Raw genomic sequence first — 13,217 nt, forward strand, 5'->3', positions numbered from 1 at the left:
ACATGAGCAAGGCACTGATCGTTTCCACGGCCCGCACCCCGCTGGCCAAGAGCTGGAAGGGCTCCTTCAACATGACCCACGGCGCGACGCTGGGCGGCCACGTGGTCCGCGCGGCGGTCGAGCGCGCCGGCATCGACGGCGCGGACGTCGAGGACGTGCTGATGGGCTGCGCGACGCCGGAAGGCGCCACCGGCAGCAACATCGCGCGCCAGATCGCGCTGCGCGCGGGTCTGCCCGTGACCGTGGGCGGGCAGACCGTCAACCGGTTCTGCTCCAGCGGCCTGCAGACCATCGCGACGGCCTCGCAGCGCATCATCGCGGGCGAGGGCGACGTGTACATCGCCGGCGGCGTGGAGAGCATCTCCTGCGTCCAGAACGAGGCCAACCGCCACATGATCCAGGAGAGCTGGCTGATGGCGCACAAGCCGGAGATCTACTGGTCGATGCTGCAGACGGCGGAGAACGTGGCCCAGCGCTACAAGGTCTCCAAGGAGCGCATGGACCACTACGGCGCGGGCAGCCAGCAGAAGGCCTGCGCGGCGCAGGCCGAGGGCCTGTTCAACGACGAGATCGTCCCCATCACCGTGATGGCCGGCGTGGCCGACAAGGTGCGCGGCATGATGACCAGGGAAGTGACCGTGAGCGTGGACGAAGGTCTGCGCGTGGGCACGACCTACGAGAGCATCAAGGACATCCGCACCGCCATCCCTGGCGGCGTGGTGACGGCCGGCAACGCCAGCCAGTTCAGCGACGGCGCGGGCGCCTGCGCCATCGTCAGCGAGTCCTACGCGGAGAAGAAGGGCCTGAAACCGCTGGGCCGCTTCCTGGGCTTCGCCGTCGCGGGCTGCGAGCCCGACGAGATGGGCATCGGCCCGGTCTTCGCCGTGCCCAAGGTGCTCAAGCGCCTGGGCCTGAAGGTCTCGGACATCGACCTGTGGGAACTCAACGAGGCCTTCGCGGTGCAGGTGCTGTATTGCGCGGACACGCTGGGCATCCCGATGGATCGCCTGAACGTCAACGGCGGCGCGATCGCGATCGGCCACCCGTACGGCGTGTCGGGCCAGCGCCTGACCGGCCACGCGCTGATCGAAGGCAAGCGTCGCGGGGCGAAGCGGGTTTGTGTCACGATGTGCATTGGCGGCGGCATGGGTGCCGCCGGTGTCTTCGAGGTCCTGTGAACCCCACTCAACTGTCTGAACTGACCGCAGGGGCGCCGAAAGGCGCCCTTTCCGCTCTCGGGTGCGCCGCGCGCGTGCTGACCGTCGGCGCGACGCTGCCCCTGGGCGCGACCCAGGCCGGCGCCGCCGACAACCGCAAGGAGCCTCCCACCAAACCCGAGTCGCAGGCCATCGCCGCCATCCACGACGCGATGCGGGCGCAGGACTGCACGCTGGCGGCGAGCCGGCTCAACGAGGCGCTCAAGCGCAAGTACCCGTCGGCCTATCTGCTGGCGGGCACGATGTACGAGCAGGGCGTCTGCCTCAAGCCGGACTGGGATCGCGCGGCGACCCTGTACCAGCAGGCCACCGCGGCGGGCGAGCCGCAAGGCCGGCTGCGGCTGGTCGCGGGCCTGGCGGCGGGCAACCGTGACCGGGCCGCGGCGATGTACTGGGCGCTGGAGGACGCGGGCCTGCGGCTGCCCGCCGAGTGCGAGGCCGGCCGCGAGCTGCGCGCCGACCCCGATGCCTACGTGGCCCAGCTGCGCAAGTGGCCGGCCGGACGGCTCGACGCCTGCGTCTACGTCGCGGGCGTGGTGTCGGCCATCGCTGGGGAGATCGAGTACCCCAGCATGGGCATGGCCTACTCGATCTACGGCAACTACCGCATGAGCTTCAATCCCTCGGCCGCCACCGTCGAGTGGACCGAGCAGGAACTGCGGCTCGGGGACATGGTGGGCGTCTCCAGCGGCGACAACGTGCGCGACCGCGACAGCGGTCTGGTGCGGCAGACGCTGCGACGCGAGCTCGAGGAAACCAGCCAGCGGACGCTGCGCCGCTTCACCAGGCCGGCCGACGTGCCGACGGGGTGGCGATTCCAGCAGGACTTCGCCTTCCACATCGTCGGGTAGGACCGGCGTCGGGGCGGGGGCGCCGCTATCGCGCAGTTGACAGCCAGCGCCCCCGGGCTGCGCGACGATGGCGGCTTCTTCGATCCGCCGTTCCGGTCCGCCTCATGCGCAATACCCTCGATTTCCTGCTCTACGACTGGCTGAAGGTGCAGGACCTCGGCAGCCGCGAGCGCTTCGCGGACCACTCGCGCGAGACCTTCGATGCGGTGCTCGACACCTGCGAGAAGATCGCCCGCGAGAAGTTCGCGCCCTTCAACCGCCTCGCCGACACCGAGGAACCCCGCTTCGACGGCGAGCGCGTCCATCTGCCGCAAGCCACGCATGACGCGCTCGCCGCCTACGTCGGCTCCGGCATGCTCGCGGCGGCGCAGGACCACGAGCACGGCGGCATGCAGCTGCCCTGCGTGGTCGAGATGGCCGCCAACTGCTTCTTCAGCAAGGCCAGCGTCGCCATGGGCGGCTACGCCATGCTGACCAACGGCAACGCCAATCTGCTGATGGCGCACGGCACGGACGCGCAGCGCGAGGTCTTCGCGATGAACGAGTTCAGCGGCCGCTGGTTCGGCACCATGTGCCTGTCCGAGCCGCAGGCGGGCTCCTCGCTGTCCGACGTCGCGACGCGCGCCGAGCCCGATGGCCAGGACTTCGAGGCCGATCCCCTGGGCCCGCGCTATCGCCTGACTGGCAACAAGATGTGGATCTCCGGCGGCGAGCACGAGATCACCGAGAACATCGTCCACCTGGTGCTGGCCAAGATCCCCGGTCCCGACGGCAAGCCGCTGCCGGGCACCAAGGGCATCTCGCTGTTCATCGTGCCCAAGCACCTGGTGGACACGAAGGGCCGGCTCACCGGCGAGCGCAACGACGTGGCCCTGGCGGGCCTGAACCACAAGCTCGGCTATCGCGGCACGACCAACTGCCTGCTCAACTTCGGCGAGGGCCGCCACACGCCGGGCGGCAAGCGCGGCGCCATCGGCTATCTCGTGAGCAAGCCCGGCGACGGCCTGCGCTGCATGTTCCACATGATGAACGAGGCCCGCATCGGCGTCGGCCTGGGCGCGGTGATGCTGGGCTATGCGGGCTACGAGGCCAGCCTCGAGTACGCGCGCCAGCGCCCGCAGGGCCGTCCGATCACGGCGGCGGGCAAGGACGCCGCGCAGCCGCAGCGGCCCATCATCGAGCACGCCGATGTGAAGCGCATGCTGCTGGCGCAGAAGAGCTTCGTCGAGGGCGGGCTGGCGCTGGAACTGTTCTGCGCGCGCCTGGTCGACGAGCAGCAGACCGGATCGGCCGAGGACGCCGACGCGGCCAAGCTGCTGCTGGAAGTGCTGACCCCCATCGCCAAGAGCTGGCCCAGCGAGTGGTGCCTGGAGGCCAACTCGCTGGCCATCCAGGTGCTGGGCGGCTACGGCTACACGCGCGATTTCCCGGTCGAGCAGTACTGGCGCGACAACCGGCTCAACATGATCCACGAGGGCACGCACGGCATCCAGGGCCTGGACCTGCTGGGCCGCAAGGTGGTGATGGACGGCGGCAAGGCGCTGATGGCGCTGGCGGCCCGGGTCAGCGACACCGCGCAGCGCGCCGGCCAGGTGCCAGGTCTTGCCGAGGCCGCCAACGAGCTGGGCGCGGCGCTGGCCGCGGTCGGCGGCGCGACCAAGAAGGCCTGGTCCACCGGTCAGCCCGAGGAGGCGCTGGCCAACGCGACGCCCTACCTGCAGGCCTTCGGCCACACGGTGCTGGCCTGGATCTGGCTGGACGTCGCGCTGTCGCTGGCCGATCGCGACGACGATTTCGCGCGTGGCAAGCGCGCGGCGCAGCGCTACTTCTTCGCTTACGAGCTGCCCAGGATCCACGCCTGGCTCGGCGTGGTCGCACGGCGCGAGCCCCTCACCCGCGAGATGCAGGACGCCTGGTTCTGAGTCCCGGGCGGCCGCCACCCTTCCGGCGCCGCGGCCGCCTTCCTTCCCATTCATCGACATCAACGCGATCGATCCGATCGACGACTTCAAGGAGACGACCATGAGCAGCAAGGTGCAAGACCTCTTCGACCTGACCGGCCAGGTGGCCCTGGTGACCGGGGGTTCCCGCGGGCTGGGCCTGCAGATCGCCGAGGCGCTGGGCGAGGCCGGCGCCACCATCATGCTGAGCTCGCGCAAGGCGGCCGACCTGGAGGAGGCCGTCGCCCATCTGAAGACGCGCGGCGTGCAGGCCCAGTGGATCGCCGCCGACGCCTCCGACGAGGCGCAGGCGCGCGGCATCGTCGAGCAGACGCTGGCCAAGCTGGGCCAGATCGACATCCTGGTCAACAACGCCGGCGCCACCTGGGGCGCGCCCGCCGAGGACCACCCGGTCGAGGCTTGGGACAAGGTGATGGACCTGAACATCCGCAGCCTGTTCGTGATGAGCCAGGAAGTCGCGCGCCGCAGCATGATCCCGCGCCGGTCGGGCCGCATCATCAACGTCGCCTCGATCGCCGGCCTGGGCGGCAACACCGGCGTGATGAAGACCATCGCCTACAACACCAGCAAGGGCGCGGCGGTGAACTTCACCCGCGCGCTGGCCGGGGAGTGGGGCGTGCACGGCATCACCGTCAACGCGCTGGCGCCGGGCTTCTTCCCCAGCAAGATGACCAAGGGCCTGATGGCCGCCATCGGCGAGGAGAAGCTGGCGGAGCACGCGCCACTCAAGCGCATCGGCGATGATGAGGACCTCAAGGGCGCCGCGCTGCTCTTCGCGAGCCGCGCCGGCAAGCACATCACCGGGCAGATCCTCGCGGTCGACGGCGGCGTGTCCGCCGTGCACGGCGCCTGATCCCCCTCTCACCGCCCAGTCCGCCCCGCGCCATGTCCGAGTCCATGAAGTTCCCCGTCCACATCCCCTTCGTCCAGCAGCTGGGCTTCGAGCTGGTGCGCGTCGACGAGGGCGAGGCCGAGCTGCGCGTGGACATCCGCGAGCTGCATCTGAACTCGTGGGAAGTGGCGCACGGCGGCGTGCTGATGACGCTGCTGGACGTGGCCATGGCGCACGCGGCCCGCAGCGTGCACCGCGACCTGCCGGACTTCGGTCCCGGCGTGGTCACGGTGGAGATGAAGACCAGCTTCATGCGCCCCGGCGAGGGCGCGCTGCGCGCGGTGGGCCGGCTGCTGCACCGCTCCACGACCATGGCCTTCTGCGACGGCTCGGTCTACGGCGAGGACGGCAAGCTCTGCGCGCACGCGACCGGCACCTTCAAGTACCTCAAGGCCTTGCCCGGCCGCGGCCGCAGCCTCAAGTCGCTGCAGCGCACCTAAGGCTGAGATCGGCAAAAAGCACGCTCGTTCTTTTTTGTCACCCGAGGGACGTCGGGGTCGGGGCGGGCATGGTTGAATCGCCGGCATTCCGTCACGGATCGCCCGCGCCACGCGCGGGCGGCCGACCTGTCCGGCCAGGCGTCGCCATGGCCGCTTTCACCGAGTCCCACCGAGGAGCCCCCGATGAGCCAAGTCAACCGTCAGATCCTGCTGGCCTCCCGCCCCACCGGCGAGCCCGGCGCTGACAACTTCAAGCTGGTCGAGACCGCGGTCCCGAGCGCGCTGGCCGACGGCCAGGTGCTGGTCCGCAACCACTACCTGAGCCTGGATCCCTACATGCGCGGCCGCATGAACGACGGCAAGAGCTACGCCACGCCGCAGCCGCTGAACGAGGTCATGATCGGCGGCACCGTCGGCGAGGTGGTGGCCTCGAAGAACGCGCACTTCGCGGTCGGCGACAAGGTCGTGGGCATGGGGGGCTGGCAGGAGTACCAGCTCGTCGACGCCAACCAGCGCGGCGTGCTGCAGAAGGTGGACACCACGCACGTGCCGCTGTCGGCCTACCTGGGCGCGGTCGGCATGCCGGGCGTGACCGGCTGGTACGGGCTGGTGAAGATCATCGATCCGAAGCCGGGCGAGACCGTGGTCGTCAGCGCGGCCAGCGGCGCGGTGGGCGGCGCGGTCGGCCAGCTGGCCAAGGCCCGCGGCGCGCGCGCCGTGGGCATCGCCGGCGGCGCCGACAAGTGCCGCTACGTGGTCGAGGAACTGGGCTTCGACGCCTGCATCGACTACAAGCAGCACAAGGACGCGAAGTCCCTGTCCGCGGCCCTCAAGGCCGACTGCCCCAAGGGCATCGACGGCTACTTCGAGAACGTCGGCGGCATGATCCTGGACGCGGTCATGTCGCGCGCCAACGCCTTCAGCCGCATCGCCATGTGCGGGATGATCGCCGGCTACAACGGCGAGCCCATCCCGCTGAGCGCGCCCCAGCTGATCCTGGTCAACCGCATGAAGGTCGAGGGCTTCATCGTCTCCGAGCACATGGAGGTCTGGCCCGAGGCGCTGAAGGAGCTGGGCACGCTGGTGGCCACCGGCAAGCTCAAGTACCGCGAGACCGTGGCGCAAGGCCTGGAGCAGGCGCCCGAGGCCTTCCTGGGGCTGCTCAAGGGCCGCAACTTCGGCAAGCAGCTGGTGAAGCTGGTCTGATGGCCGGCCCGCGCTGGACCTGCCAGCGCTTCGACGACCTGAGCGTCCGAGGCCTGTACCGCGCGATGCGGCTGCGGGCCGAGGTCTTCGTCATCGAGCAGCGCTGCATCTATCTGGATCCCGACGGGCTGGACGAGCACGCCTGGCATCTGCAGGGGCTGGGGCAGGGCGTGGATGGCGGCGAGACGCTGCTGGCCTACGCCCGGCTGTTGCCGCCCGAGATCGGCGACGGCGCCGCGCGCATCGGCCGGGTGATCACCGCGCCCACCGCGCGCGGCGGCGGCCTGGGCCGCGCGCTGATGAGCCAGGCGCTGCGCGAATGCCAGCGCCTGTGGCCCGGCATGCCGATCGAGCTCGGCGCGCAGGCGCACCTGCGCGAGTTCTACGGCAGCTTCGGCTTCACGCCGATCTCGGACGTCTACGACGAGGACGGCATCCCCCACATCGACATGCGCAAGGAGCCCACGCCATGAGCGCCTCGACTTCCGCTTCGACCTCGACCCCGGCCGCGTCCTCGTCCGCGAGTCCGTCGGCGGGCGCCTCCCCGGTGACCGCCGACGACCTCGTCCTGCACCACTACGCCGGCTCGCCCTTCGCCGAGAAGGCGCGGCTGATGCTGGGCTTCAAGGGCCTGGCCTGGCACTCGGTGACGGTGCCGATGGTGATGCCCAAGCCCGACGTGGCCGCGCTGACCGGCGGCTACCGCCGCACGCCCTTCCTGCAGATCGGCGCCGACATCTACTGCGACACCGCGCTGATCGCGCGGGTGCTGGAAGGCCGGCGTCCCACGCCCAGCCTGTTCCCGGCCGCGGTGGCGGGTCAGGCGCGTCTGATCGCGCAGTGGGCCGGCACCGACCTCTTCTGGACGGCGCTGCCGCATGCGATGCAACCCGCGGGCGCGGCGGCGATGTTCGCCGGCGCGCCGCAGGAAGTGCTGCAGGCCTTCGTCGCCGACCGCAAGGCGATGACCGAGGGCATGCCGCAACCGCGCGGCGGCGACGCGACCGCGGCGCTGACGCAGTACCTCGAATGGCTGTCCGCGATGCTGGCCGACGGCCGACCCTGGCTGCTGGGCGCGGAGGCGAGCATCGCCGACCTGAGCGTCTATCACCCGCTGTGGTTCGTGGCCAAGGCCGGGCCGATGGCCGCCATCCTGACGCCGCACGAGGCGTTGCGCGCCTGGATGGCGCGTGTCGCCGCGATCGGCCACGGCGAGCGCGCGGGGAAGCTCGACAGCGCGGCCGCGATCGCGCTGGCGAAGGCGTCGACGCCCAAGCCGGCGCTGGTCGAGGAGGGCCTGGGCTTCGCGCACGGCGACCCGGTCACCGTGGCGCCCAGCGACTACGCCCGCGACGCGGTCGCCGGCGCGCTGGTCGGCCTGAGCGCCGACACCGTGACCCTGGCCCGCGACGACGAGCGCGCCGGCCGGGTGCACGTCCACTTCCCCCGCATCCGCTACGTGCTGCGGAAGGCGGGCTGAGCGCGCGCCGGGCAGGACCCGGCCGCACGGCCCGCCGCCGGACAGCGGCGGCCCGACCGATCTGCGGCGGCCGCGCGAGACGGCCCCGCCCGCAACCCCGAACGACAAGGAGACAAGCGCATGAAGGACTATCAAGGCAAGACCGCGGTGATCACCGGCGCGGGCTCGGGCTTCGGCCTGGAAGTGGCGCGCATCGCGGCCTCGCGCGGCATGAACCTCGTCCTGTGCGACGTGCAGCAGGACGCGCTGGACAAGGCCGCGGCCGAGTTCGCCGGCCATCAGGTGCTGGCACGCCGCGTCGACGTGGCCAAGGCCGATCAGATGGAGGCCTTGGCCGCTGCGGTGCAGGAGCGCTTCGGCGCTCCGAACTTCGTGTTCAACAACGCGGGCGTGGGCTCGGGCGGGTTGATCTGGGAGAACTCGCTTGCGGACTGGGAATGGGTGCTGGGCGCCAACCTGATGGGCGTGGTCCACGGGGTGCGGCTGTTCACGCCCCTGATGCTGGCCGCCGCCAAGGCCGATCCCGCCTGGCAGGGCCACATCGTCAACACCGCCTCCATGGCCGGCATGCTGAATCCGCCCAACATGGGCGTCTACAACGTGTCCAAGCACGCGGTGGTGTCGCTCAGCGAGACGCTCCATCAAGACCTGGCCCTGGTCACCGACCAGGTGCGCGCGTCGGTGTTGTGCCCGTACTTCGTGCCGACCGGCATCACGCACAGCGAGCGCAACCGCCCCGGGGAACTCGGGGCCGCCAAGCCGACGAAGAGCCAGCTGATCTCGCAGGCGATGACGGACAAGGCGGTGAGCTCCGGCAAGCTGACCGCGGCGGATGTGGCCCGGATGGTGTTCGAGGCGCTGGACGAGGAGCGCTTCTACATCTTCAGCCACCCGCAGGCGCTGAAGGGCGTGCAGACCAGGCTGGAGGACGTGATGCAGGTGCGGAATCCGACGGATCCCTTCGCGGACAAGCCGGAGATCGGGGCGCGGTTGCGGGAGGCGCTGCGGAGCGCTTGAGGGGACGAGAGGGAGAGCCCGAAGACCCTCACCCCAGCCCTCTCCCGCAAGCGGGCGAGGGGGCAAGAAGGCTCTGGCGTGCGCGCACTGGCCGCATTCCCTCGCTGGTGTGCGCGCAAGGCCGCATTCCCCCGCTGGGGCGAGCGCACTGGCCGCATTCCCTCGCTGGTGTGCGCGCAAGGCCGCATTCCCCCGCTGGGGCGCGCGCACTGGCCGCATTTCCCCGCTGGTGTACGCGCACTGGCCGCATGACTCCCTCTCCCGCTTGCGGGAGAGGGCAGGGGTGAGGGTCTTCGTGACTTTTTCCGACCCCGGGCTCCCCCGGATGCGGGTTCCCCGGACATCCCGGACGGGGGAGGCGGGATCACAATCCGCCCGTGGTCAACGCCGTCCTCCCCGTCGCGCGGATCCTGCGCATGTTCAGCCGCCTGTTCCCGATCGCCCTGATCGCGGCGGCGGCCTGGCTGTCCCTGGCGGGCCAGGGCCACGCCGATCCGCGGGACTGGCTGACCCCGGAGGAGCGGGCCTGGGTCGCCCAGCACCCGGTGCTGCGCGTCGGCGCCTCGGCCACCTACGGTCCCTTCACCTTCACCGACCAGGAAGGCCGCACCGCCGGCCTCTCGGTCGACTACGCTCAGCGTCTGTCCGAGCTCACCGGCCTGCGCTTCGAGTTCCAGCCGGCCAAGACCTTCGCGGAGAACCTCACCGCGCTCTCCGACGACCAGCTCGACCTGCTGATGTCGTTGCGCGAGACGCCCGAGCGCACCGCGACCATCGGCTTCACCCGTCCCTACATCAGCGTCCCCGCCGTCCTGCTGCGCCGGGTCGGCGACCCGGCCGGGCCGCTGCAGCCGGGCGAGGCGGTGGCGGTGGCCCGCGGCTACGCGGTGGGCAGCTTCCTGAAGGACCGCTACGCCACCAATCCGGTGCGGGTGGAGGCCGACGACCGCACGGTGCTGCGGCGCCTGGCCGGCGGCGAGGTCGGCGCGGCGGTGATGGACCTGGCCGGCGCGACCTACCTGATGCGGCACGAGGGCATCGGCAACCTGCGGGTGGTGGACGACATCGGCTTCGCCTATTCGCTGGGCATCGGCTATCGGCGCGACTGGCCGATGCTGGGCCGCATCCTGGACAAGGCGCTGACCCGCATCGGCGAGAGCGAGCGCCAGGCCATCGCCGATCGCTGGATCACGCAGGACAGCTCGCTGATGCGCTGGCAGCGCCGCGCGCTGTGGGGCTTCGGCATCGCGCTCGTGCTGGTGCTGGCGGGCCTGGGCCTGGTCCTGCTCTGGAACCGCGCGCTCCAGCGCCAGGTGCGGCTGCGCGGCGAGCAGCTGCAGCGGGAGCTGGCCGAGCGCACCCGCTTGCAGGACGTGGACCGGGCGCGGGAGATGGCCGAGGTCACGAGCAAGACCAAGAGCGAGTTCCTGTCGCAGGCCAGCCATGAGCTGCGCACGCCGCTGAACGCGGTGCTCGGGTTCAGCCAGCTGCTGGCGCAGGATCCGAAGCGGCCGCTGGACGAGGTGCAGCAGACCCGGGTCCGGCACATCGACGAGGCGGCCAAGCATCTGCTGGTGCTGATCGAGGACATGATGACGCTCTCCCGCGTGGAGGCGAACACGCTGACGGTGCAGGCGCTGCCGCTGCAGGCCGGGCCGCTGCTGCGGCGCTGCGTGGAGCTGGCGCAGCCGGCGGCCGAGGCGGCCGGCGTGCAGCTGGAGCTGGGCATCACGCCGGAGGAGGACCAGACGCTGCCGCTGGTGCAGGCCGACCCGATCCGGCTGGAGCAGGTGCTGCACAACCTCATCTCCAATGCCATCAAGTACAACCGCCGTGGCGGCTGGGTGCAGGTCCGGGCGAGGGCGGAGCCGCGCGGTTTCCGCATCGAGGTGGCGGACAACGGCATCGGGCTGAGCGCCGAGCAGCGCGCGCAGCTCTTCCAGCCCTTCAACCGGCTGGGCCGGGTGGAGCAGCCCGGGCACGGCATCGGACTGGTCATCTGCAAGCAGCTGATGGAGCGCATGGGCGGTCGCATCCTGGTCGATTCCGAGAGCGGGCAGGGATCGCGCTTCACCCTGGAACTGCCGGCCGTGCCGGCGATGGGCTGAGGCAGACCGGCGGCCGACCACGCGCCGGCAGCGGGCCGCCCCGCCGGCGTGCCGAGGCCGCCGGATGGCGGGCCCTGCCGCGGGCCGCGTCGCAAGGTCTGGCACACTGCGCGCCCTTCGGCGCACACTCGGCCGTTCGCGCCACCCCCGGCGCCACTCCAGCAGTCACACTCCGCCATGTCCTCTGAATCCTCCCGCCGCGCCGTCGTCATCGGCGGCGGCCCAGCCGGCCTGATGGCCGCCGAACGACTCGCGCTCGCCGGTGTCGGCGTCGACCTGTACGACGCGATGGCCACCGTCGGCCGCAAGTTCCTGCTCGCGGGCAAGGGCGGCCTGAACCTGACCCACTCCGAATCCCGTCCCGATTTCGACAGCCGCTACTTCGAGCGCGCCGCCGACGTCGGCGCCTGGCTGGACCGCTTCGACGGCGAGGCGCTGCGGACCTGGGCCCAGGGCCTGGGCGTCGAGACCTTCGTCGGCACCTCGGGCCGCGTCTTCCCCAAGGACCTGAAGGCCGCGCCGATGCTGCGCGCCTGGCTGTCGCGGCTCAAGGGCCAGGGCGTGCGCTTCCACATGAAGCACCGCTGGCTCGGCTGGGCCGAGGACGGCGCGCTGCGCTTCCAGTCCCCCGAGGGCGAACTGAGCGTCGCCGCCGGGACCGTCGTGCTCGCGCTGGGCGGCGCCTCGTGGCCGCAACTCGGCTCGGACGGCGCATGGACCCCGTTGTTGGCGCAGGCCGGCGCCGAGGTCTCGCCGCTGCGCCCGGCCAATTGCGGCTTCGACCTGGGCCCCACGCGCGAAGGCGCGGCGCCGGGCTGGTCGCCGTTCTTCGCCGAGAAATTCGCCGGTCAGCCGGTCAAGCCCGTGGCGCTGTCCGCCGAGGGCGTCGACGGCCGCCGCTTCTCCCGCCAGGGCGAGTTCGTCGTCACCGCGACCGGCATCGAAGGCTCGCTGGTCTACGCGGCCTCGGCGCTGCTGCGCGAGAAGATCGAGCGCGACGGCGAGGCCGTGGTCCACCTGGACCTGCTCCCGAGCCGCGACGCGTCGTGGGTGGACGAGCAGGTCGCCTACCCGCGAGGGTCGCGCTCGATGTCCTCGCACCTGAAGAGTCGGCTGAACCTCGAAGGCCTGAAGGCCGGCCTGCTGCACGAGGCGCTGACCAAGGAACAGTACGGCGACGTCGCGCTGCTCGCGCGCACGATCAAGGCGCTGCCGCTGCGCCTGCGGGCCGCGCGACCGGTGGCGGAGGTGATCAGCACGGCGGGCGGCGTGACGCTGGCCTCGCTGGACGCGCAGCTGATGCTCAAGGCCCGCCCCGGGGTGTTCGTCGCCGGCGAGATGCTGGACTGGGAAGCGCCGACGGGCGGCTATCTGCTCACCGCGTCCCTGGCCAGCGGCCTGATCGCGGGCGACGGCGCGGTCGAATGGCTCCAGCAGTGACCTGAAGACGGCGCGATGGCCGCGGCGCCGCGCACCGCCGCCCTCGCCGAATCAGTCTTCTTTCCCCCGCGTCTCAGCCCTTTGCCGATGGCGCGCACGCCGCCGCGCGCGGCAGCATGGACGGTCCCCGAGGAGTCCCGTCCATGCGCGATCCCCAGTCCTGTCGACCGCCACCGTCCGCGGCCGCTTCGCCGGTCGAGGCCGATCCCTTCCTGCCCTCCGAGTACACCGCCGCCTTGCTGCGGCAGGTGCGGCTGCGGGCGCCGCTCACCGGACGCGTGCTGGACATGGGCACCGGCAGCGGCGTGCTGCTCGCGGCGCTGGCCGAGTGCGGCGCGCAGGACCTTGTCGGCGTCGACATCGAGCCCAGCGCCGTGCATCGCGCCGGCGCGCTCGTCGAGACGCTCGGCCTCCCGCGCGCCTGCGTGCGGCAGGGCGATCTCTGGGACGCCGTCCGGGGCCAGTCCTTCGACCTCGTCGTCTTCAACCCGCCGCAGTTGCCGGTGCGCGCGGGCGCCGAACCCGGCATGCGCTTGCGCCCTGGAGCGAGGGTGGGGTGCCCGGGCGCGAGGTGATCGACCGGTTTCTGGACGGAGGCGCTGCAG

At 71.4% G+C, this 13,217-nt stretch carries 12 protein-coding genes; all 12 read left to right on the forward strand.

Annotation, left to right across the window (positions count from 1 at the left end; genetic code table 11):
• The first annotated feature begins 2 nt into the window (after nucleotides 1-2).
• The gene (locus tag MCHT01_RS03100; RefSeq protein ID WP_067062241.1) at nucleotides 3-1,178 is read left to right on the forward strand and encodes an acetyl-CoA C-acyltransferase; all 1,176 of its coding nucleotides are present in this window, start codon (nucleotides 3-5) and stop codon (nucleotides 1,176-1,178) included.
• Between the two features lie 74 nt (nucleotides 1,179-1,252).
• Nucleotides 1,253-2,068: an SEL1-like repeat protein gene (locus tag MCHT01_RS03105; protein ID WP_067062243.1), complete on the forward strand. Its 816-nt coding sequence runs from the start codon at nucleotides 1,253-1,255 to the stop codon at nucleotides 2,066-2,068.
• Between the two features lie 104 nt (nucleotides 2,069-2,172).
• On the forward strand, nucleotides 2,173-3,990 hold the full coding sequence (locus MCHT01_RS03110; protein WP_067062244.1) for an acyl-CoA dehydrogenase: 1,818 nt from the start codon (nucleotides 2,173-2,175) through the stop codon (nucleotides 3,988-3,990).
• A gap of 100 nt (nucleotides 3,991-4,090) precedes the next feature.
• Nucleotides 4,091-4,882 carry an SDR family oxidoreductase gene (locus tag MCHT01_RS03115; RefSeq protein WP_067062246.1) on the forward strand — a complete coding sequence of 264 codons (792 nt, stop codon included), beginning with the start codon at nucleotides 4,091-4,093 and terminating at the stop codon, nucleotides 4,880-4,882.
• A 32-nt stretch (nucleotides 4,883-4,914) separates the two neighbouring features.
• The gene (locus tag MCHT01_RS03120; protein WP_245643144.1) at nucleotides 4,915-5,361 is read left to right on the forward strand and encodes a PaaI family thioesterase; all 447 of its coding nucleotides are present in this window, start codon (nucleotides 4,915-4,917) and stop codon (nucleotides 5,359-5,361) included.
• Between the two features lie 183 nt (nucleotides 5,362-5,544).
• A complete protein-coding gene (locus MCHT01_RS03125; protein ID WP_067062247.1) occupies nucleotides 5,545-6,567 on the forward strand; it encodes an NADP-dependent oxidoreductase in 1,023 nt (340 codons plus the stop codon).
• Nucleotides 6,567-7,040 carry a GNAT family N-acetyltransferase gene (locus tag MCHT01_RS03130; RefSeq protein WP_067062250.1) on the forward strand — a complete coding sequence of 158 codons (474 nt, stop codon included), beginning with the start codon at nucleotides 6,567-6,569 and terminating at the stop codon, nucleotides 7,038-7,040. Before MCHT01_RS03125 ends, MCHT01_RS03130 begins: the two co-directional genes overlap by 1 nt.
• Entirely contained in the window at nucleotides 7,037-8,047 is a 1,011-nt protein-coding gene (locus tag MCHT01_RS03135; RefSeq protein WP_084451738.1) for a glutathione S-transferase family protein, read from the forward strand. Before MCHT01_RS03130 ends, MCHT01_RS03135 begins: the two co-directional genes overlap by 4 nt.
• 120 nt (nucleotides 8,048-8,167) lie before the next feature.
• Entirely contained in the window at nucleotides 8,168-9,064 is an 897-nt protein-coding gene (locus MCHT01_RS03140) for an SDR family oxidoreductase (RefSeq protein ID WP_067062253.1), read from the forward strand.
• A gap of 377 nt (nucleotides 9,065-9,441) precedes the next feature.
• The gene (locus MCHT01_RS03145; RefSeq protein WP_067062255.1) at nucleotides 9,442-11,172 is read left to right on the forward strand and encodes a sensor histidine kinase; all 1,731 of its coding nucleotides are present in this window, start codon (nucleotides 9,442-9,444) and stop codon (nucleotides 11,170-11,172) included.
• Nucleotides 11,173-11,349: 177 nt separating this feature from the next.
• Nucleotides 11,350-12,612: a TIGR03862 family flavoprotein gene (locus MCHT01_RS03150; RefSeq protein WP_067062263.1), complete on the forward strand. Its 1,263-nt coding sequence runs from the start codon at nucleotides 11,350-11,352 to the stop codon at nucleotides 12,610-12,612.
• 143 nt (nucleotides 12,613-12,755) lie between these two features.
• The gene (locus MCHT01_RS03155; RefSeq protein WP_067062266.1) at nucleotides 12,756-13,187 is read left to right on the forward strand and encodes a methyltransferase; all 432 of its coding nucleotides are present in this window, start codon (nucleotides 12,756-12,758) and stop codon (nucleotides 13,185-13,187) included.
• Nucleotides 13,188-13,217: the final 30 nt, after the last annotated feature.

Origin of the sequence: Mitsuaria chitosanitabida ATCC BAA-476 = NBRC 102408, assembly GCF_001598255.1 — a bacterium.
Taxonomy (GTDB): Bacteria; Pseudomonadota; Gammaproteobacteria; order Burkholderiales; family Burkholderiaceae_C; genus Roseateles; species Roseateles chitosanitabidus.